This is a genomic window from Sphingomonas sp. P4_G2 (assembly GCF_056401155.1).
Genome location: NZ_JBFUJY010000004.1, coordinates 85,152 through 102,245 on the forward strand (window position 1 = coordinate 85,152; position 17,094 = coordinate 102,245).

Sequence of the window (17,094 nt, forward strand, 5' to 3'; positions counted from 1 at the left end):
CGAAACCTCGTCGGCCGGCGTCACCACATGGGTGCTCCTTGTCGCGTTCGCAAAGGGAACGGTGCCGGCCCGATAGCGACACCTCGCGAAAAACGCAACCCGGCGCCGGCCCCTTAACATCTTCTTGACCTCGCGGTGCGATCAGCAGGGCTGGACAGAGCCGCGGACGCGCGGTTTCGAAGAAGGGGATACGGGGCATGAGCGAACCGGCCGCAGCCCGGCGCGATCTGTTGAGCGGCGCGATCACCGTCGCCGCGATCCTGATGTTCATCGGCACCGGCAGCCAGGTGCTGTCGATGGTCCTGAGCAACTGGATGCACCATGACGGTGGCACCGACCAGACGCTGATCATCGCCCTGCTCCTCAATGTCGCCCTGATCCTGTTCGGCTGGCGTCGTCATCGCGATCTGGCCAACGAAGTCACGGTGCGCACCGCGGCCGAGGAACGTGCCAACGTCCTCGCCTCCAGGGACCCGCTCACCGGCTTCCTCAATCGCCGCAGCCTGGCCGAGGAAGGCGCCGCGATGCTGGTTCGCGCCGACCGCCGCCATAAGGCGATGGCGCTGATGATGCTCGATCTCGACCATTTCAAGACGATCAACGACATGCATGGCCATACCGTCGGTGACGCGCTGTTGCGCGCCGTGGCTGACGAAATGGCGACCGCATTGCCCGAAAGTGCGCTGCTCGCGCGGTTCGGCGGCGACGAATTCGCCTGCGCGATGCTGTTCGATCCGGAAAATCCCGACAGCGTCGAGCGCGTCGCCGAACGGCTGGTGTCGCGGATGAGCCAGCCCTTTCACGTCGAAGGGCTCAACCTTCATGTCACCTGCTCGATCGGCATCGCCCGCAGCGATCGCGACGCGGCGACGATCGACGCTTTGCTGCGCTCGGGCGATATCGCGATGTACGCGGCCAAGAACGCTGGGCGGAATCGCCATGCCTGGTTCGACGTCTCGATGGAGCGCGAGCTCCAGTCGCGCAACGAGCTCGAGAGTTCACTCCGCGTCGCCATTCCGCGCGGCGAGATCGTCCCTTATTTCGAGCAGCAGATCGACTTGGTCACCGGACGTCTGACCGGCTTCGAGGTGTTGGCGCGCTGGGAGCATCCGCAGCGCGGGGTGATGATCCCCGACCAGTTCATCCCGATCGCCGAGGAAACCGGCATGATCGCGGATTTGTCGCTGTCCTTGATGCGCCAGGCCTTCCTGTCGGCACGCGACTGGCATCCGCAGCTGCAATTGTCGGTCAACATCTCGCCGTGGCAGCTCAAGGATCCCTGGCTGGCGCAAAAGATCATCAAACTGCTCACCGAAACCGGCTTTGCGCCGAGCCGGCTCGAAATCGAGATCACCGAAAGCTCGCTGTTCGACAATCTGGCGATGGCGCAGTCGATCGTCGCCAGCCTGAAGAACCAGGGTATCAAGCTTGCGCTAGACGATTTCGGCACCGGCTATTCCAGCCTCGCCCACCTTCGCGCGCTGCCGTTCGACCGTATCAAGATCGACCGCAGCTTCGTCATGTCGGTCAACCAGAATCCGGAGAGCGCCGCGATCGTCAACGCGATCGTCGGCCTTGGCGAAAGCCTCAATCTGCCGATCACCGCGGAAGGGATCGAGGACAAGGCAATTGAAGAGCGCCTGCGTGGCCTGGGTTGCGCGCGCGGCCAGGGCTATGTCTATGGCCGCCCGCTGACCGCCGGCAATGCTCGCCGCCTGCTCGCCGAGCGCCGCTTGCTGATCGCGCCCGACGCGGTTGACGCCCTCTCAGATTCCGATCCCGCTACCAGCCGACGCCTGGCTGGCTGAGATATTCGCGCTCGATCACGGTAGAGCGCCGACCCAATGCACGATTACGCGACGGGAACCGTCCGAATCGCTCGATCACCGCTGCGTGATCGTGCGCGAACCCCAGATTCTGCTCGTCGCCGAGCGCGGTGAAGCGCTCGACGCTGAGTTGCTGCAGCTCCGGATCCTCGGCATGCATCAACGGCATATAGAGGAACGCGCAGCGCTCCGCCGGCAGCTTGCGGTCGAACCCGCGTAACAATCCATACAAAGTCAGTTCGCGCGCCAGCCCGTCATGTTCGAATGCCGCGCCCTCGTCGCGGAACATATTGCGCGAGAATTGGTCGATCAGGATGGTAGCTGCAAGCAAGGTGTCGGGCGTGCTGCGCCACCCCCAGGCCGCGCTCTCGACCACTTTCAACCTCAGCGGTCCGAACCGTTCGGCGATCGCCTCGTCGAGCGTGATCGACTTGACCCAATGCTGCTCCTCGCTCAGCTCCTCGAACCAGAAGTGCAACACGCGCGCCGCCTCGTCGTGGACTTCCCCGCGCTTCGCTCCTAGATCGTCGCCCATGTCATCCCTTCCGCAGCCCGAGGTAATCAGTCTCGGGTGCCGCCTCAACATCGCAGAGAGCGAGACGATCCAGCGCATGCTGGACGGCCGCGATGTCGTCGTGATCAATAGCTGCGCCGTAACCAATAGCGCGGTCAAGCAGACCCGCACCGCGATCCGCCGCGCCCGCCGTGCCCGCCCCGGGGCGATGCTCGCGGTGACTGGCTGCGCTGCGCAGATCGACCCGGCGAGTTTCGCGGCCATGCCCGAAGTCGATCGTGTGATCGGCAATGGCGAGAAATTGCTGCCCGAGGCCTGGGCATCAAACGACGCGCTGATCGTCGGCGACATGACGCGCGTGACCGAAATCGCGCCGCACCTCGCCATTGCGGTCGATCAGGCGCGCGCGTTCGTCGAGGTGCAAAACGGATGCGACCATCGCTGCACCTTCTGCGCGATCCCGTTCGGACGCGGACCGAGCCGCTCGGCGCCCGCCGGAGCCGTGATCGAAGCGATTGAGCGCGTCGTCGCGGCAGGCAAGAACGAGGTCGTGCTGACCGGAGTCGACTTGACCAGTTACGGCCACGATCTGCCGGGCAGCCCGACGCTGGGCAGCCTGGTCGAGCGTATCCTGACGCGTGTTCCCGCCCTTCCCCGCCTGCGCCTGTCCTCGATCGATGCGCCGGAGATTGATGACCGCCTGTTCGAGTTGCTGACGCAGGAAGCGCGCGTGATGCCGCATCTCCATCTCTCGCTCCAGGCCGGTGACGACATGATCCTCAAGCGGATGAAGCGCCGCCACTCGCGCGCGGATGCGGTACGGCTGGTCGAGCGGCTCAAGACGGCACGGCCCGACATCGCGATCGGCGCCGACCTGATCGCGGGCTTCCCGACCGAGGACGAGCCAATGGCGGCGAACAGCCTTGCGCTGATCGACGATTGCGACATCGTCCACGCCCATATCTTTCCTTACAGCCCGCGCGCCGGGACGCCGGCGGCTCGGATGCCGCAGGTTGACCTCGAGTTGCGCCGCGAGCGTGCGGCCAGGCTTCGTTCGGCCTCGGCGCGGCACAAGGCGGTTTGGCTGGACCGCTTAGTCGGAACCGAACAACAGATCTTGGTCGAGGCACCTGGGAACCGCGGGCATTCGACAGGTTTTGCCGACTTCCGGCTGGACCAAAACCATCGCACAGGCGACATCATCTCCGTGACCATCACCAAGGACCATTTTTTCGGACGCGCCGCATGAGCACCACCCCATCCTGGCATCAGCGCCTGCTCGGCGGGTTCAAGCGGACGTCCGACCGCCTGGTCGGCAACCTCGCCGGTCTCGGCACCGCGCGGCTCGACGATGCGACGCTCGACGATATCGAGGAAGCGCTGATCGCGTCCGACCTTGGCCCCGCCACTGCCAAACGCATCCGCGACCGGCTGGCCGAAGGCAGCTTCGAGCGCGGCATGGAGGAGCTCGGCATTCGTCTGGTTGTCGCCGAGGAGATCGAGAAGGTCCTCGAAAAGGTCGCCAAGCCGCTCGAGATCGAAGCGTTTCCCCGGCCACAGGTCATCCTGGTGATCGGCGTCAACGGATCGGGCAAGACCACCACCATCGCCAAGCTCGCGCATTGGCTGGTCGAACAGGATTACGGCGTCATGCTGGCGGCGGGCGATACGTTCCGCGCGGCGGCGATCGGCCAGCTCGCGACCTGGGCCGAGCGTGTCGGGGTACCGATCGTCAAAGGTGCCGAGGGCGGTGACGCCGCGGGGATCGTGTTCGAAGGGGTCAAGCAGGCGACCGATAAGGGTATCGATGCGCTGATCGTCGACACTGCCGGGCGCCTGCAGAACAAGCGCGAGCTGATGGACGAGCTCGCCAAGATCCGTCGCGTGCTCGGGCGCATCAACCCGGCGTCGCCGCATGACGTGATCCTGGTGCTCGACGCCACCACTGGCCAGAACGCGCTCAGCCAGATCGAGGTATTCAAGGAAGTCGCGGGCGTGACCGGGTTGGTGATGACCAAGCTCGACGGCACCGCGCGCGGCGGCGTGCTGGTCGCGGCCGCCGAGCAATTCGGCCTGCCGATCCATGCCATCGGAGTGGGCGAGACGCTGAGCGACTTGCGCCCGTTCGACCCCAAGGAAGTTGCCCGGATCATCGCGGGCGTCGAGGAGCTGGTGCGATGAGCGCGACGAGCAAGAACGGAACCGCCGGCCTGCGCCTGGCGATAGATTATGCGCCGCTGATGATCTTTTTCCTCGTCAATTTCCTCGCGCCCCAGGCGCTGACGATGAAGCTTGTATCGAGCTTCAGCCACTCGCTGTCGGACCTCGACCAGATGTCGGCGCTGGTAGTGTCACGCGCCATCGTCGCGACGTCCGCCTTCATGCTGGCGACGGTGATCGCGCTGGTGGTGTCGCGGATCAAGCTGGGCAGCATCTCGCCGATGCTATGGATTTCGGGCGCATTGGTGCTCGTGTTCGGCGGGCTGACCATCTATTTTCACGATCCCAAATTCATCCAGATGAAGCCGACCTTCGTCTATGCGGTGTTCGCCGCGATCCTGGGGTTCGGCTTGCTGACCGGCAAACCGCTGCTCGAGCAATTGCTCGGCACCGCTTATCCCGGTCTGTCGCCGCTTGGCTGGCAGAAGGTGACGCGCAACTGGGCGCTGTTCTTCCTCGGCATGGCGATCCTCAACGAACTGGTGTGGCGCAACACCAGCTTCGATTTCTGGACTGCGTTCAAATTGTGGGGCGCGATCCCGATGACCTTCATCTTCGCGCTCGCCAACGTGCCGATGATGATGAAACACGGCCTGATGAGCGAGGTCGGCGACGCGGCGGCGAAAGAACTGCCGCCGGAATGAATATCACGGCGATTTAGTGTTTTTCGGCAGGAACGTTGGCGCGCGTCGCGCCGTTCTAGGACGACCTTGAGCCGCCATCATGCCCATTGGAGCGCGACGCGATATGATACACCCCAACCTGCCGACTAAATCCTCTTGAGTGCGCGGTCGCCGATAGCGGCATGGAGCGGGCTGGCGTTCGATAGCTGGGCTTTGGCCTGGGAAGCGTCGGCCGTGGTCGGCTTGCGTCTTGCAGAAATCGCACGCGGCGACGGCACATTGGCGGAAGCCTCGCTGATGACGTCCGAAAAGATTGCCGCCGCGATCGAACTGCAGGCGTCCTTGGTCGCCGGCGGGCTGACCATGACTCCGTTGCAGGGCGCCGAACGTGCCGTGCGACTTTACCGCCGAAAGGTCCGGGCCAATCGTCGCCGATTGAATGCCTCCGCGCGGAAATAGAAGCGCTCTCCAGGACTAGCCCGACCGACCGCTTCATGCTTAGGCGCAGTTCATGAAAGCCGATAACAACCGGGTCTTGATCATCGCATTGGCCGCCAATGTCGGCATCGCGGTCGCCAAGTTCGTCGCGGCGGCGATCACCGGATCGTCGGCGATGCTGACCGAAGGCGTGCACAGCCTGGTCGATTCGACCAACCAATTGCTGCTGATGTACGGCCAGAAGCGCGCCGCCAAGCCGGCCGACGCGCTCCATCCCGCGGGATATGGCCGCGAACTCTATTTCTGGAGTTTCGTCGTCGCTCTGCTGGTGTTCGCGCTGGGCGCGGGCGTGTCGGTCTACGAAGGCGTGCTGCACTTCCTCGAGCCGGAGCCGGCGGTGTCGCCGCTGATCGCTTATGGCGTGCTGGCGATCGCGTTCGCGCTGGAAGGCGGCTCGACGATCGCGGCGTTTCGCGAATTCAACGCAGCGCGCGGCGGTCAGTCGTGGCTGCGGGCGCTGACCTCGACCAAGGACGCGACCACCGTGATCGTGCTGCTGGAGAATGGCGCGGCGATGGCAGGTATCCTTATCGCGGCGGTTGGACTGGCGCTGTCGCAAGTGACCGGCGACCCGCGCTTCGATGGCATCGCGTCGGTCCTGATCGGCCTGTTGCTCGGCGTCGTCGCGATCTTCCTCGCGCGCGAGGCGAAGGGCCTGCTGATCGGCGAAGCCGCCGATCCCGAACTCATCGCCGGCATTCGTCGCGCGGCGACGCGCGAGGGCATCATGGGCGTGGGCGAGATCATGACGATCCACAACGCCCCGACCCAGATCGTCGCGGCGGTCAATGTGGATTTCGACAACCGGCTGAGCGCGGGCGATGTCGAGCGGATCGTCGATGCGATCGAACGCGATTTGCAGGCCGAGTTTCCCAGCATCCATCGAGTCTATGTACGGCCGCACGAGGATGCCGGGATGAAATTGGACGCGCGTGGGCTGATCAGGACGTGACGGTGTACGACCATCGCGCCGACCCCGGCCGAGCGATGACCGAAGAGATGCGGCACGCATCCTCGACCCTGTTCCGCGGCGCGACCTTCCTTGGCGCGTGCCTGCGGACGCCGATCGCGCACGATGTCGAAAGCGGATTGCCCGCGATCGTCGGCCGCCACCGCGCGAAGGTGATCGGCAACGGGCTGCGCGAACTCGACCGCTTCCTCAACCTGTTGATTGACGCCGCTTCGACCGCGGAGGGGCTGCCCGTCCACCCCGGCCAACGCAACACGGCGAACAAGCTATCCGCATATCGCGCTGCAAAATCGCTCCCTAACGATGACGACGCGCGGTTGCGCGCGCTGGGGCGATCGCGCGACTGCCTGTTCCACTGCGGCGGGCGCGTCCGTCGCGGCGATCGTCGCGACGCGCTAGCGATGACCGTGGGATGGCCCGCACGGGCCGGATACGGCGCGCCGCTCGATCGCGTGATGGTGGGCCAGGATTTGCACGTGACGCGCAGCGATCTCGACGATGTCTGTCTTTTTTATCGCGAGATCGCGCGCGATCTGTGCAGCGGGGTTGGTCGAGTGCCAGTCGCGGCGTTGCGCTGAGGTTCTCCCAACGAAAAAGGGCCCCGCCAACGCGGAGCCCTTCGTTATTCGATCGTAGCGGGGATCAGCCGGCGACGCTGTCGTAGATCCGCCCGGCTTCGTCCCAGTTCACCACGTCCCACCAGGCCTTGAGATAGCCGGGACGGTCGTTCTTGTAGGTGAGGTAATAAGCGTGTTCCCACACGTCGTTACCCAGGATCGGCGTGCCCTTGTCCTTGGCATCGTCCATCAGCGGATTGTCCTGGTTGGGGGTCGAGACGACCTTCAGCGCGCCCGACGAATCCGCGATCACCCAGGCCCAGCCCGAGCCGAACTGGCCCGCGCCCTTGCCATTGAAGTCTTCCTTGAGCTTGTCGAGCCCGCCATAAGCATCGATCGCCGCGGCGAGCTTGCCCGACGGCTGGGTGGTGCCGGCCGGCGCCATGATCCGCCAGAAGAAGGCGTGGTTCCAGAACCCGCCGCCGTTGTTGCGGACCAGCGGCGGCTGCGACGAGATCACGCCGAGGATTTCCTCGATCGTCTTGCCTTCCAGCTTGGGATCGGCGGCGACGCCCTCATTGAGCTTGGCGGTATAGGCCGCGTGATGCTTGTCGTGGTGGAACGTCATCGTCTCCTTGGAGATGGTCGGCTCCAGGGCGTCATAAGCGTAAGGCAGCGGGGGGAGTTCGAAAGCCATGGGGAAGCTCCTTCTTCTATGAACGGCTTTTAAGAGAACGTCGCGAAGCGAACGCCCATGCCCGCCAAATGGGTCCGCGCTTGTCGTTGCGCAAGCGATTCCATCGCTCTCGCGGCGCTTTCTATCCCGGCAACAGGTCGTGGCGCCTGAGCGCATGGCGCAACTGGTCGTAACTCAACCCCAACGCGTCCGCGGTCTGGCGCTGATTGAAACGGTTGGCGGCGAGCGCCTTGGTCAGCACGTCGCGTTCGAACCGCGCCACCCGGCTCTTGAAATCGCCCGGCTCGTTTTCGCCCGGCGGCGGTGGCGGGGCGGCGACATGGTCGACCATCGGCGCGGGCTGCGTGCTGGCACCCGGACGATGCGGTGACTGGAACGGATCGAACTCGATATGCGCGATCGGCACATCCTGTTCCCAGCGATAGACCGCGCGCTCGATCACGTTGCGCAGTTCGCGAACGTTGCCGGGCCAACGATAGTCGATCAGCGAATCTAGCGCTTCGGGCGAGAAGCCATGCCAGTCACGGTTCATTTCCGCCGCCATGCGCCGTCCGAAATGGTCGGCGAGCACCGGGACGTCCCCTGGCCGTGCGCGTAACGGCGGCAAGGTCACCACCTCGAAGCTCAACCGGTCGAGCAAGTCGGCGCGAAACTGGTGCCGCTCGACCTTTTCGGGAAGATGTTCGTTCGTCGCCGCGACGATGCGGACGTCGACGCGGATCGGGTGCGACGAGCCGATCCTCGTGACTTCGCCATATTCGACCGCGCGAAGCAATCGCTCCTGGGCCGCCATGCTGAGCGTGCCGAGTTCGTCGAGGAACAAGGTGCCGCCATCGGCTTCCTCGAACCGCCCCGCCCTCGCCTTGGTCGCGCCGGTGAACGCGCCCGCTTCATGGCCAAACAATTCCGCTTCGATCAGCGTCTCGGGCAGTGCCGCGCAATTCATGATGATCAGCGCCTGGTCCCAGCGCGGACTGAGGCGATGGAGACGCTCCGCAACCAGCTCCTTGCCGGTCCCGCGCTCACCGATCACCAGCACGGGACGGTCTAGCGCGGCGGCGCGGCTAGCGCGCTCCAGCGCGTCGAGAAAGGGTCCCGATTGCCCGATGACCTGCGTCGTCCGTTCCATGCCCACGACTTGGTGTATTTTGCCAATGTTTGGCAAGTGTAAATCGCTAAACGACCTCCACTTCCGAGCAGAAACGGCAGATTTCCGCCGTTTTTAGGAATTGGCACGGCATCTGCAATTGAGTTGGCATCGCCGGATGTCCGGCACGAAACACTAGGGAGTAAGAACAATGCAGTCGGTTTCAAATGGTCTGGGTCGCACTTTGGTGGTGGTCGCCAGCACCTTCGTTTGCGGTTCGGCGCTGATGCTCGCGGCCGTTGGCCCGGGCCTGGCGCAGGCCAATCCGGCTCCGCAGGTTCCCGTCGCGCTGAAGGCGTGACGGCCAACCGCCGGGGCGGGTTTCCCCCTTGCTTCCCGCCCCGGCGGTCCCACCAATCCGAGTAAAGCGTAAAATCCGAGGAGTAATTTCAACATGGGCATTTTTTCGCGCACCCGCGACATCATCGCCGCCAACTTCACCGACCTTTTGGACAAGGCGGAAGATCCGGCGAAGATGATCCGCATGATCATCCTGGAGATGGAAGAGACGCTGGTCGAGGTTCGTGCCTCCGCCGCGCGCACCATCGCCGACCAGAAGGAAATGCGTCGCCATATCGCCAAGCTCAGCCAGCTCGAGGAAAGCTGGACCGAGAAGGCGGAACTGGCGCTGTCGAAGGATCGCGAGGATTTGGCCAAAGCGGCCCTGGTCGAGCGCCAGAAGGCGACCGACATGGTCGTCGAGCTGAGCCAGCAGATCAGCGTGCTCGACGAGGCGCTCCGGGGTTCGGAAGAGGATATCGCCAAGCTTCAAAAGAAGCTGAGCGAGGCGCGCAACCGCCAATCCTCGATCGCCACCCGCCTGGAAAGCGCGAACAACAAGTTTAAGATCCGCGAGGTCTATTCGGCCGGCCGCACCCAGGACGCCTTCTCGCGGTTCGACGTGCTCGAACGCCGCGTCGATCTGGCCGAGGGCCGCGCCGAAGCGCTCAACCTGGGCGGCGAGCCCAAGACCCTTGAGGAAGAGATCGCCGAACTGAAAGCGTCCGAAAAGGTCGACGCCGAACTCGAAGCGCTCAAAGCTCGCCTCGGCAAGAAATAGGGAAGGACTGAAACATGGAAGACGTCCTTGTCCCGATCATGATCGTGGGGATGCTCTTTATCGGGCTCCCGTGGATCATCCTCCACTACGTGACCAGATGGCGCCAGGCGCCGAAGATCACCAACGAGGACGAGAAACTGCTGGATGAGCTCTACTCGCTCGCCCGCCGCCTCGAGGATCGCGTTTCGACGGTCGAGCGCATCGTCGCTGCCGACCACCCAGACTGGAAAGCGAGCATGCCGCTCGCCGAACCGGCCGACCAAATCGCTTCACGGAGCAACTGACATGTCCGCAAGCCGCACCAAATTCTACCTGGACAAGCAGAACAAGAAGTTCCTGGGTGTCTGTGCCGGTGTCGCCGACTATACCGGGATCGACGTCACCGTTGTCCGGGTCGGCACGGTAATCCTCGCGCTGATAACCTCGGGCTGGGTCATTCCCGCTTATTTCATCACCGCCTGGCTGGCGCCGAGCAAGCCGTTCGGCCTGTATGACGACGCCGAGGATGCCAAGTTCTGGCAAGGCGTGCGATCGAACCCGAGCCGCTCGGCTTCCGAGGTCCGCTCGAAGTTCCGCGACCTCGACCGCCGGCTCGCCGACATCGAGACGCTCTACACCAGCCGCAACACCCGCCTGGCCGACGAGATCGACGCACTGCGCTGATCCGGCCGAACGATAGGGGAGAATTTACGTGGATAAAGGTCAGATCTTCGTCCTGATGATCATCGCAATCGCGACGATCGGCGGCATCATCAAGATGTCGATCAAGGCAAAGCACGGCTATCCGCTGGAAGACCGCAATAACCGCCGCGCCATGCGCCGGGGTTTCGTGGATACCAGCGGCGACCTGGAAGCGCAGCGCAAGATCGAGTTGCTGTCGAACGAGAATGACAAGCTCGTCAGCCAGATCGGCCGCCTGGAGGAGCGCCTGCGCGTCCTCGAACGCATCGCAACCGATCCCGGCGAGCGTGTCGCTCGCGAGATCGACGAACTTCGCAACCGCGACTGAGGAAGCACGAGATGACCGAGTTTTTTGCCACCAACGGCTTCACCATCTTCATGCTTGCCCTGGTGGTCGTGGGTATCCCCGCCGCGCTCGGCATCGGCAGTGAGATGCTCAAGACTTGGGCCCAGCACCGCGAAAAAATGGCGGAGACACTGAACGCCCAGGCCGCCGAGAAGGCCGCGCAATACGCCGCCCATACCGAGCGGCTCGAGCAGCGGATGCGCGTCATGGAGCGGATCGTCACCGACCGCGGCCTGGATGTCGCGGAAGAGATCGAAAAGCTGCGCGACGCCCCGTCGCAGCCGCTGAACTAAGGAACCAATGCGGTGATCAACCCTCTGCTCATTCCGATCCTGGGCATCAGCTGCGGCCTGCTCGCGATCTTCGGCGGCGTCTTCGTCAAGCCCTGGCTCAAGCTACGCGAACGCCAGCTCGAACTCGAAGCCGACAAGGTGGCCGAAAAGGCAGCACAATATGCCGCCCAGACCGAACGCCTGGAGCAACGGGTGCGGGTGCTGGAGCGGATCGTGACCGACCGCGGCATCGCAGTCGCCGACGAAATCGACAAGCTGCGGGGCGACGAGCCCCAGCCGCTGAACTGAACAGAAGAGATAGGATAAGAACAATGATCGGCTTAGCAATCTTCGTCGTGATCCTGGCGATCCCCACCGGCCTCGGTGTCTGGCTCGCCGAGCGGGTCGACCGGCCACGCCGCCGCGCCATGCGCGAGGCCGGCCTGCAGCCCGCCGAATAATCCAACGCCTGACAGGAGCCTCCCCAGATGAACCCCTTTGAAATGGTCATCGGCATCGTCCTGATCGTCACGGTCGGCAGCATCATCCGCGCTCGGATGGGCGTCACCCGTGCAAGACTGGGCGTCGGCCGCGACATGATGGGCAACGACATACCCCTGCGCGATCCAGCCCTTGGCGAGGAAAATCGCCAGCTTCGCCAGGAGATCACTGGCTTGAAGGACCGCATCGCCGTCCTCGAGCGGGTGATCACCGACACCAACAGCAGCAGTGCCAACCTCGACCGCGAGATCGAGTCGCTGCGCAACCGCGACCGCTGAGGGCGGCCGGGATAATCGAATGGAGACGTCAATCATGACCGACCCCAATCTCTATTTCACCATGGCGGGTGCCGGCCTGGCCGGTCTGGGTATGATCTGCATGGCCTCGCTCGCCGGTTGGCGCGGGTGGCTGGCGCTCAAGGAGCGCGAGATCAACGCTTATGCCGATCATGCCGGGCATGACGGCCCCACGCTTCCCAATGCCAGCGCGCGGATCGAGATCGCGGACCTCAAGGAGCGGATCCGCAAGCTCGAGGCGATCGCGTCCGGGGTGGATCTCTGAGGTCCGCCCCGCCGGCCCCCTGAGCTTGTCTCAGGGCCCGGGTCCGATGGAGATCGCCGCGGCGCGGTCGCGGCGAAGGACCCGGACCTTGAAACAAGTTCAGGGCGACGGTTGGATTGAGTGGCAGGAGCGCTATAGCGCGGACCATGCCGAGTCTTTCCGACCTGCACGACGAATATGAATTCCTCGACGCCGACGATCGCTATCGCCTGCTGATCGATCTCGGCCGCGCGCTCGAACCGATGCCCGACCCGCTCAAGACGGATGCTACGCTGGTGCGGGGATGTTCGGCGTCGGTATGGGTCTATCCTACCATCCGCGACGATGGCGCGCTGCACTTCCTCGCGGATTCGAACGCGGCGATCACCAAGGGCATCATCGCGCTGGTGCTGCTGACCGTGCAGGACCGCCAGCCCGCCGACATCCTGGCGATCGATATCGATGCCGCGCTGGCGCCGTTCGATCTGCGCAACCAGCTCAGCTCGAATCGCACGCAAGGGATCCCGAACATGATCGCGCTGATCAAGGCGACGGCGGAACGGTACGCGGGTTGAACGCGGCAGACCGACGTCGGCTCACGCCGGGATTCTCGTGATGGATTTTCAATGAAGACGATCTAGGGAGCCCGGGAACCCGGGAGATCCATCGTGAAATTCATTCTGCTCAAGTCACGCGGCGGCGACTATCTCGTGGTCGCGGCCAACATTGCCTATCTGCGTGCCGATGAGAACGGCCAAACCAAAGTCGGCATGGTCGGCGGTGACTCGCTACTCGTCGTCGGCAGCATCGAGGAAGTGGCGGAGAAGATCTTGGCGGGCTGATAAAAAAGTCCTCCCCGTCCCGGGGAGGACTTTTGGAACCTCACGCCGCCTGCCAGTCGAAACTCAACGGCGCTTCGCGGAAGGCGAAGCGATCGAGATGGCGTGCGACGGCGCCCTTCAACCCTTCAAGCTGGCCATCGACGCTGGCATCGATGCGGACGTCGAGCGCATCGGCCGATGCATCGAACGTGACCAGCGCATCGCCCGGCCAGTCGGCGCCGCGAGCATCTTTGGGAAAAGTCACGGTGCCGTGATCGGCAGTGAATTCAACCGTCAGATTGTGCTGCCAATGTTTGCACAATTGCTGGAGATATTTGTTGGCGCTCGCGGTCGGCACCTTGACGGTCGCGGAAACGGTCATGGGAGTCTTTCGATAAGGGGCCGGCGGCCGGGTCGATGCCCAGCCGCCGGCGGAGGATCTGCAAGCGGGTAATGCCGCTCACGCCTTACAGCCGCTCGATCTTCTGCGCCGCCTCGTCGAGCAAGGCGACGACCTGGTGCAAGACCTCGTCATCGACCTCGCCAGAGTCGAGGCGGTTGACCAGCACCTCGCGAAGATTGCCCATGGCGCGGCGGATCGAGGTGGCGTCGACCTTCTGCCGCTCTTCGCCGATCGCGCTCAGCCGGGCGATCAGCGCCGCAACCTGCTCGGCATTGGCCTCGAGCTCGGCAGTGCCGGCCTCGGTGACCGCGAACAGCTTCTTGGCGCCCTCGCTTTGTTGCGCCTCGATCAGACCCATATCGTCGAGCAGGGTGATGGTCGGATAGACCACGCCTGGGCTCGGCGCATAGGCACCGCCGGTCAACTCTTCGACCTGGCGGATCAGGTCATAGCCATGGCGCGGCTCGTCGGCGATCAGCTTGAGCAGGACGAGACGAAGCTCGCCGCCGTCGAACATGCGCCGCGAGCGGCCTTCGCCGCGACCCTCACGGCCGCCGCCGAAACCGCGGCCATGCCAGCCGCGATGCCCCCAGCCACCGCGCATTGCGTGATGTCCGGGATGGCAGCCGCGGCCGCCGTGATGATGATGGAAAAACATGGATTCTTGATTCCTTGGGTGTTTCATGATGAACTCAAGATATATCTTAAGCAGAATACGTCAAGATATATCTTAGAAATTATTCTGCTCGACGGCTTTATGCGCCCTCGATCGTCAGGCCGGCCTCGTGCCGTATCCCCCTGCTGGCTTGCCGAAGCACTGGGATTTCCGTCCGTCCCGCCCTATGTTCCCGTTATGGCCGATCTCTTCGCTGGCTTCGAACCCGAAGCCTCTTCCCAGGATATTCCGAGCGAGAACGCGCCGCTCGCCGACCGGCTGCGCCCGCGCCGCCTTGAGGATGTCGTCGGCCAGGAGCATCTGACCGGGCCAGAAGGCGCGATCGGGCGAATGGTCGCCGCCGGCCGACTGTCGTCGATGATCCTGTGGGGGCCACCCGGCACCGGCAAGACGACGATCGCGCGGTTGCTGGCGGACGCGGTCGGCTTGCGCTTCGTCGCGATCTCCGCGGTATTCTCTGGCGTCGCCGACCTCAAGAAAGCCTTCGCCGAAGCGCGCGAGCATGCCCGGATCGGCAAGCGCACCTTGCTGTTCGTTGACGAGATCCACCGCTTCAACCGCGCGCAGCAGGACGGCTTCCTGCCTTATGTAGAGGACGGCACGGTTACATTGGTCGGCGCGACCACCGAAAATCCCAGCTTCGAACTCAATGCCGCGGTGCTCAGCCGCGCGCAGGTGCTGATCCTCCATCGCCTCGATGCCACGGCGCTCGGCAAATTGCTCGATCGCGCCGACGAGCTGATGGAGCGCCCCCTCCCTCTCACCCCCGATGCGCGCGCGGCGATGATCGCCAGCGCCGATGGCGACGGGCGCTTTCTGCTCAACCAGGCCGAGACGCTCTATTCGGTCGATCTTCCCGAACCGCTCGACCCCGCCGGACTGTCGGCGTTCCTGCAGCGTCGCGTCGCGGTGTACGACAAGGATCGCGAGGGCCATTACAATCTGATCTCGGCACTGCACAAAGCGGTGCGCGGCAGCGATCCCCAGGCGTCGCTTTATTATCTCGCGCGGATGCTCACTGCAGGCGAAGAACCGCTCTACCTGCTGCGCCGGCTGGTGCGCATGGCGATCGAGGATATCGGCCTCGCCGATCCGCAAGCGCTGGTCCAATGCATCGCCGCCAAGGATACTTACGATTTCCTCGGCTCGCCCGAGGGCGAACTCGCGCTGGTGCAGGCGTGCCTCTATCTGGCGACCGCGCCCAAGTCGAACGCCTCGTACAAGGCGATGGGTGCGGCGTGGCGGTCGGCGAAGGAAACCGGCTCGCTGATGCCGCCACAGAACATCCTCAACGCGCCGACGAAGCTGATGAAGGATATCGGCTACGGCAAAGGCTATGCCTATGACCATGACACCGAAGAAGGTTTCTCGGGGTCGAACTATTGGCCCGAGGAAATGAGCCCGCAGACCTTCTATACGCCGACCGATCGTGGGTTCGAAAAGCGGATTCAGGAGCGGCTCGACTATTGGGACAGCCTGAGGCGCAAGAACGATGGCTGAGAGCCTCGACAACTGGGATGAGGTCGTCGCCTTCGCGCTGACGCTGCCCGACAGCTACATGGAAAGCTTCTACGGCACTCCCAGCCCCAAGGTGAACAAGAAGGCGTTCGTCTCGCTTTCGCGCGAGGCGGACAGCTTTCACGTGATGAGTCCGCACGACGAAAAGGCGGTGTTGCTCGACACCGACCCGGACACGTTCTGGCAGACACCGCATTACGAAGGCTGGCCGGGCTTGCTCGTGCGCTACGGGTCGAACGATCCCGAGCGTGTCCGCACCGTGATCACCCGCGCCTGGTGGGATCGCGCGAGCAAGGCGCAGCGAGCGGGTTTTGGCGATCGTCCCTGATCATTTCCGTCATTTCGCCGCGATCGACTGGTCGGGCGCGGTCGGCCCGGTGCAGCGCGGCATCGCGGTGGCGATCTGCGCTCGCAATGGCGGTGCCCCGGAGCTGATCGCGGCGCCGGGTGGCTGGTCGCGAACCGCCGTCCTCCATTGGCTGCGCGGCGAGATGCCCGACGGGACACTGGTCGGGCTCGATCTCGGCCTGTCGCTGCCGTTCGCCGATCGCGGCGCGTTTTTCCCCGGTTGGGAGGAAAGCCCGGCGGATGCGCGGGCTTTGTGGGCATTGGTCGACCGCATATCGGCCGACGACCCGCATCTGGCAGCCTCGACCTTTGTCGATCACCCCCAGGCGTCGCGCCATTTCCGCCGGCATGGCGGGCGCGAGGGCGACCAATATGGCGGCGGCCGTGGCCGGCTGCGCCTCAGCGAGGTCGAGCAGCGGCTTCAGGGACTGAACCCGTACAGCAACCTCAACCTGGTCGGCGCGGCGCAAGTCGGGAAGTCGAGCCTGACGGGGATGCGCGTGATGCACCAGCTAGCAGGAAAGCTTCCGATCTGGCCGTTCGACGCGGCACCGGCACAAGGATCGCTGATCGTCGAAATCTACACCAGCCTGGCCGCGATCGCCGCCGGGCGGGCGAAGGGACGTACCAAGATGGCGTCGATCGAGGCGCTCAACACCGCGCTGGAGGCAATCGGCAGTGCTTCGGTGGCGGGGAGCGGCGCGATCGACGACCATAGCGCCGACGCGCTGCTGACCGCGGCATGGCTGCGCGCCTACGCGCCTCGCCCGGAATTATGGTCGCCCGCCGGACTGACTCCCGAGATCGCGCGAACAGAGGGCTGGACCTTCGGCATCACCTGACGCATGGGAGCGCGCAGCTGATTTGTCGGGGTCG

27 protein-coding genes are annotated in these 17,094 nt (G+C 64.3%); 22 read left to right on the forward strand and 5 right to left on the reverse strand.

Annotation, left to right across the window (positions count from 1 at the left end):
* Nucleotides 1-197 precede the first annotated feature (197 nt).
* Nucleotides 198-1,808 (forward strand): putative bifunctional diguanylate cyclase/phosphodiesterase, encoded by a 1,611-nt coding sequence (locus AC1DRD_RS12480; RefSeq protein WP_478041607.1) that lies wholly within the window; start codon nucleotides 198-200, stop codon nucleotides 1,806-1,808.
* Here AC1DRD_RS12480 and AC1DRD_RS12485 read toward each other — a convergent pair.
* Nucleotides 1,783-2,361 (reverse strand): DUF924 family protein, encoded by a 579-nt coding sequence (locus AC1DRD_RS12485; RefSeq protein WP_478041608.1) that lies wholly within the window; start codon nucleotides 2,359-2,361, stop codon nucleotides 1,783-1,785. The two genes, AC1DRD_RS12480 and AC1DRD_RS12485, sit on opposite strands and share 26 nt — an antisense overlap.
* On the opposite strand from AC1DRD_RS12485, the gene mtaB reads away from it, so the two are divergent.
* From mtaB to AC1DRD_RS12515, 6 genes are all read left to right on the forward strand, one after another.
* On the forward strand, nucleotides 2,360-3,589 hold the full coding sequence (gene mtaB, locus AC1DRD_RS12490) for a tRNA (N(6)-L-threonylcarbamoyladenosine(37)-C(2))-methylthiotransferase MtaB (RefSeq protein ID WP_478041609.1): 1,230 nt from the start codon (nucleotides 2,360-2,362) through the stop codon (nucleotides 3,587-3,589). The genes AC1DRD_RS12485 and mtaB overlap by 2 nt on opposite strands.
* A complete protein-coding gene (gene ftsY, locus AC1DRD_RS12495; protein WP_478041610.1) occupies nucleotides 3,586-4,521 on the forward strand; it encodes a signal recognition particle-docking protein FtsY in 936 nt (311 codons plus the stop codon). Before mtaB ends, ftsY begins: the two co-directional genes overlap by 4 nt.
* Nucleotides 4,518-5,204: an inner membrane-spanning protein YciB gene (locus AC1DRD_RS12500; RefSeq protein WP_478041611.1), complete on the forward strand. Its 687-nt coding sequence runs from the start codon at nucleotides 4,518-4,520 to the stop codon at nucleotides 5,202-5,204. Before ftsY ends, AC1DRD_RS12500 begins: the two co-directional genes overlap by 4 nt.
* 135 nt (nucleotides 5,205-5,339) lie before the next feature.
* A complete protein-coding gene (locus AC1DRD_RS12505) occupies nucleotides 5,340-5,642 on the forward strand; it encodes a hypothetical protein (protein WP_478029101.1) in 303 nt (100 codons plus the stop codon).
* A gap of 52 nt (nucleotides 5,643-5,694) precedes the next feature.
* Complete coding sequence (locus AC1DRD_RS12510; protein ID WP_478041612.1) at nucleotides 5,695-6,633, forward strand: cation diffusion facilitator family transporter; 939 nt, start codon at nucleotides 5,695-5,697, stop codon at nucleotides 6,631-6,633.
* A 2-nt stretch (nucleotides 6,634-6,635) separates the two neighbouring features.
* Nucleotides 6,636-7,229: a hypothetical protein gene (locus tag AC1DRD_RS12515; protein WP_478041613.1), complete on the forward strand. Its 594-nt coding sequence runs from the start codon at nucleotides 6,636-6,638 to the stop codon at nucleotides 7,227-7,229.
* A 64-nt stretch (nucleotides 7,230-7,293) separates the two neighbouring features.
* Here AC1DRD_RS12515 and AC1DRD_RS12520 read toward each other — a convergent pair whose 3' ends face one another.
* A complete protein-coding gene (locus tag AC1DRD_RS12520; RefSeq protein WP_478041614.1) occupies nucleotides 7,294-7,905 on the reverse strand; it encodes a superoxide dismutase in 612 nt (203 codons plus the stop codon).
* A gap of 121 nt (nucleotides 7,906-8,026) precedes the next feature.
* Complete coding sequence (pspF, locus tag AC1DRD_RS12525; RefSeq protein ID WP_478041615.1) at nucleotides 8,027-9,034, reverse strand: phage shock protein operon transcriptional activator; 1,008 nt, start codon at nucleotides 9,032-9,034, stop codon at nucleotides 8,027-8,029.
* A 169-nt stretch (nucleotides 9,035-9,203) separates the two neighbouring features.
* Here pspF and AC1DRD_RS12530 point away from each other — a divergent pair, with 169 nt between their 5' ends.
* The 12 genes from AC1DRD_RS12530 (at nucleotide 9,204) to AC1DRD_RS12585 (ending at nucleotide 13,294) form a co-directional block, all read left to right on the forward strand.
* Nucleotides 9,204-9,353, forward strand: coding sequence for a hypothetical protein (locus AC1DRD_RS12530; protein ID WP_157093879.1), 150 nt, complete (start codon nucleotides 9,204-9,206; stop codon nucleotides 9,351-9,353).
* 93 nt (nucleotides 9,354-9,446) lie between these two features.
* The gene (pspA, locus tag AC1DRD_RS12535; RefSeq protein WP_478029105.1) at nucleotides 9,447-10,112 is read left to right on the forward strand and encodes a phage shock protein PspA; all 666 of its coding nucleotides are present in this window, start codon (nucleotides 9,447-9,449) and stop codon (nucleotides 10,110-10,112) included.
* A gap of 14 nt (nucleotides 10,113-10,126) precedes the next feature.
* Nucleotides 10,127-10,396, forward strand: a complete 270-nt coding sequence (gene pspB / locus AC1DRD_RS12540; RefSeq protein ID WP_478029106.1) for an envelope stress response membrane protein PspB — start codon at nucleotides 10,127-10,129, stop codon at nucleotides 10,394-10,396.
* Between the two features lies 1 nt (nucleotide 10,397).
* Nucleotides 10,398-10,775 (forward strand): envelope stress response membrane protein PspC, encoded by a 378-nt coding sequence (gene pspC, locus AC1DRD_RS12545; protein WP_478029107.1) that lies wholly within the window; start codon nucleotides 10,398-10,400, stop codon nucleotides 10,773-10,775.
* Nucleotides 10,776-10,803: 28 nt separating this feature from the next.
* On the forward strand, nucleotides 10,804-11,121 hold the full coding sequence (locus tag AC1DRD_RS12550) for a hypothetical protein (protein ID WP_439646753.1): 318 nt from the start codon (nucleotides 10,804-10,806) through the stop codon (nucleotides 11,119-11,121).
* A 104-nt stretch (nucleotides 11,122-11,225) separates the two neighbouring features.
* Nucleotides 11,226-11,432, forward strand: a complete 207-nt coding sequence (locus AC1DRD_RS12555; RefSeq protein ID WP_478029524.1) for a hypothetical protein — start codon at nucleotides 11,226-11,228, stop codon at nucleotides 11,430-11,432.
* Between the two features lie 12 nt (nucleotides 11,433-11,444).
* A complete protein-coding gene (locus tag AC1DRD_RS12560) occupies nucleotides 11,445-11,720 on the forward strand; it encodes a hypothetical protein (protein ID WP_066806263.1) in 276 nt (91 codons plus the stop codon).
* A gap of 23 nt (nucleotides 11,721-11,743) precedes the next feature.
* Nucleotides 11,744-11,872, forward strand: a complete 129-nt coding sequence (locus tag AC1DRD_RS12565) for a hypothetical protein (protein WP_478029108.1) — start codon at nucleotides 11,744-11,746, stop codon at nucleotides 11,870-11,872.
* A 27-nt stretch (nucleotides 11,873-11,899) separates the two neighbouring features.
* On the forward strand, nucleotides 11,900-12,190 hold the full coding sequence (locus AC1DRD_RS12570) for a hypothetical protein (protein WP_478041616.1): 291 nt from the start codon (nucleotides 11,900-11,902) through the stop codon (nucleotides 12,188-12,190).
* 34 nt (nucleotides 12,191-12,224) lie between these two features.
* On the forward strand, nucleotides 12,225-12,473 hold the full coding sequence (locus AC1DRD_RS12575) for a hypothetical protein (protein ID WP_478029110.1): 249 nt from the start codon (nucleotides 12,225-12,227) through the stop codon (nucleotides 12,471-12,473).
* A gap of 146 nt (nucleotides 12,474-12,619) precedes the next feature.
* Nucleotides 12,620-13,027, forward strand: a complete 408-nt coding sequence (locus AC1DRD_RS12580) for a SufE family protein (protein WP_478041617.1) — start codon at nucleotides 12,620-12,622, stop codon at nucleotides 13,025-13,027.
* Between the two features lie 93 nt (nucleotides 13,028-13,120).
* Complete coding sequence (locus AC1DRD_RS12585; RefSeq protein ID WP_478029112.1) at nucleotides 13,121-13,294, forward strand: hypothetical protein; 174 nt, start codon at nucleotides 13,121-13,123, stop codon at nucleotides 13,292-13,294.
* A gap of 40 nt (nucleotides 13,295-13,334) precedes the next feature.
* On the opposite strand, the gene AC1DRD_RS12590 is transcribed toward AC1DRD_RS12585, so the two are convergent.
* Nucleotides 13,335-13,655, reverse strand: coding sequence for a DUF2218 domain-containing protein (locus tag AC1DRD_RS12590; RefSeq protein ID WP_478041618.1), 321 nt, complete (start codon nucleotides 13,653-13,655; stop codon nucleotides 13,335-13,337).
* Nucleotides 13,656-13,740: 85 nt separating this feature from the next.
* Nucleotides 13,741-14,334 carry a PadR family transcriptional regulator gene (locus AC1DRD_RS12595; RefSeq protein WP_478041620.1) on the reverse strand — a complete coding sequence of 198 codons (594 nt, stop codon included), beginning with the start codon at nucleotides 14,332-14,334 and terminating at the stop codon, nucleotides 13,741-13,743.
* 195 nt (nucleotides 14,335-14,529) lie between these two features.
* On the opposite strand from AC1DRD_RS12595, the gene AC1DRD_RS12600 reads away from it, so the two are divergent.
* The 3 genes from AC1DRD_RS12600 to AC1DRD_RS12610 are packed head-to-tail and all read left to right on the forward strand — an operon-like array spanning nucleotide 14,530 to nucleotide 17,060.
* Nucleotides 14,530-15,852 (forward strand): replication-associated recombination protein A, encoded by a 1,323-nt coding sequence (locus AC1DRD_RS12600; protein WP_478041621.1) that lies wholly within the window; start codon nucleotides 14,530-14,532, stop codon nucleotides 15,850-15,852.
* A complete protein-coding gene (locus AC1DRD_RS12605) occupies nucleotides 15,845-16,198 on the forward strand; it encodes an MmcQ/YjbR family DNA-binding protein (protein WP_478041622.1) in 354 nt (117 codons plus the stop codon). Before AC1DRD_RS12600 ends, AC1DRD_RS12605 begins: the two co-directional genes overlap by 8 nt.
* A complete protein-coding gene (locus tag AC1DRD_RS12610; RefSeq protein ID WP_478041890.1) occupies nucleotides 16,188-17,060 on the forward strand; it encodes a hypothetical protein in 873 nt (290 codons plus the stop codon). Before AC1DRD_RS12605 ends, AC1DRD_RS12610 begins: the two co-directional genes overlap by 11 nt.
* The last annotated feature ends 34 nt before the right edge of the window (nucleotides 17,061-17,094 follow it).

Excerpts from the sequence above, each read along its gene's own strand:
- AC1DRD_RS12605 (WP_478041622.1), top strand. The coding sequence starts at position 15,845 with ATGGCTGAGAGCCTCGACAACTGGGATGAGGTCGTCGCCTTCGCGCTG.
- AC1DRD_RS12530 (WP_157093879.1), top strand. The coding sequence starts at position 9,204 with ATGCAGTCGGTTTCAAATGGTCTGGGTCGCACTTTGGTGGTGGTCGCC.
- AC1DRD_RS12485 (WP_478041608.1), bottom strand. The coding sequence starts at position 2,361 with ATGGGCGACGATCTAGGAGCGAAGCGCGGGGAAGTCCACGACGAGGCG.
- AC1DRD_RS12595 (WP_478041620.1), bottom strand. The coding sequence starts at position 14,334 with ATGTTTTTCCATCATCATCACGGCGGCCGCGGCTGCCATCCCGGACAT.
- AC1DRD_RS12600 (WP_478041621.1), top strand. The coding sequence starts at position 14,530 with ATGGCCGATCTCTTCGCTGGCTTCGAACCCGAAGCCTCTTCCCAGGAT.
- pspB (WP_478029106.1), top strand. The coding sequence starts at position 10,127 with ATGGAAGACGTCCTTGTCCCGATCATGATCGTGGGGATGCTCTTTATC.
- AC1DRD_RS12555 (WP_478029524.1), top strand. The coding sequence starts at position 11,226 with ATGCTCAAGACTTGGGCCCAGCACCGCGAAAAAATGGCGGAGACACTG.
- pspC (WP_478029107.1), top strand. The coding sequence starts at position 10,398 with ATGTCCGCAAGCCGCACCAAATTCTACCTGGACAAGCAGAACAAGAAG.
- AC1DRD_RS12510 (WP_478041612.1), top strand. The coding sequence starts at position 5,695 with ATGAAAGCCGATAACAACCGGGTCTTGATCATCGCATTGGCCGCCAAT.
- mtaB (WP_478041609.1), top strand. The coding sequence starts at position 2,360 with ATGTCATCCCTTCCGCAGCCCGAGGTAATCAGTCTCGGGTGCCGCCTC.
- AC1DRD_RS12565 (WP_478029108.1), top strand. The coding sequence starts at position 11,744 with ATGATCGGCTTAGCAATCTTCGTCGTGATCCTGGCGATCCCCACCGGC.
- AC1DRD_RS12575 (WP_478029110.1), top strand. The coding sequence starts at position 12,225 with ATGACCGACCCCAATCTCTATTTCACCATGGCGGGTGCCGGCCTGGCC.
- pspF (WP_478041615.1), bottom strand. The coding sequence starts at position 9,034 with ATGGAACGGACGACGCAGGTCATCGGGCAATCGGGACCCTTTCTCGAC.
- AC1DRD_RS12590 (WP_478041618.1), bottom strand. The coding sequence starts at position 13,655 with ATGACCGTTTCCGCGACCGTCAAGGTGCCGACCGCGAGCGCCAACAAA.
- AC1DRD_RS12570 (WP_478041616.1), top strand. The coding sequence starts at position 11,900 with ATGAACCCCTTTGAAATGGTCATCGGCATCGTCCTGATCGTCACGGTC.
- pspA (WP_478029105.1), top strand. The coding sequence starts at position 9,447 with ATGGGCATTTTTTCGCGCACCCGCGACATCATCGCCGCCAACTTCACC.
- AC1DRD_RS12580 (WP_478041617.1), top strand. The coding sequence starts at position 12,620 with ATGCCGAGTCTTTCCGACCTGCACGACGAATATGAATTCCTCGACGCC.
- ftsY (WP_478041610.1), top strand. The coding sequence starts at position 3,586 with ATGAGCACCACCCCATCCTGGCATCAGCGCCTGCTCGGCGGGTTCAAG.
- AC1DRD_RS12520 (WP_478041614.1), bottom strand. The coding sequence starts at position 7,905 with ATGGCTTTCGAACTCCCCCCGCTGCCTTACGCTTATGACGCCCTGGAG.
- AC1DRD_RS12480 (WP_478041607.1), top strand. The coding sequence starts at position 198 with ATGAGCGAACCGGCCGCAGCCCGGCGCGATCTGTTGAGCGGCGCGATC.
- AC1DRD_RS12500 (WP_478041611.1), top strand. The coding sequence starts at position 4,518 with ATGAGCGCGACGAGCAAGAACGGAACCGCCGGCCTGCGCCTGGCGATA.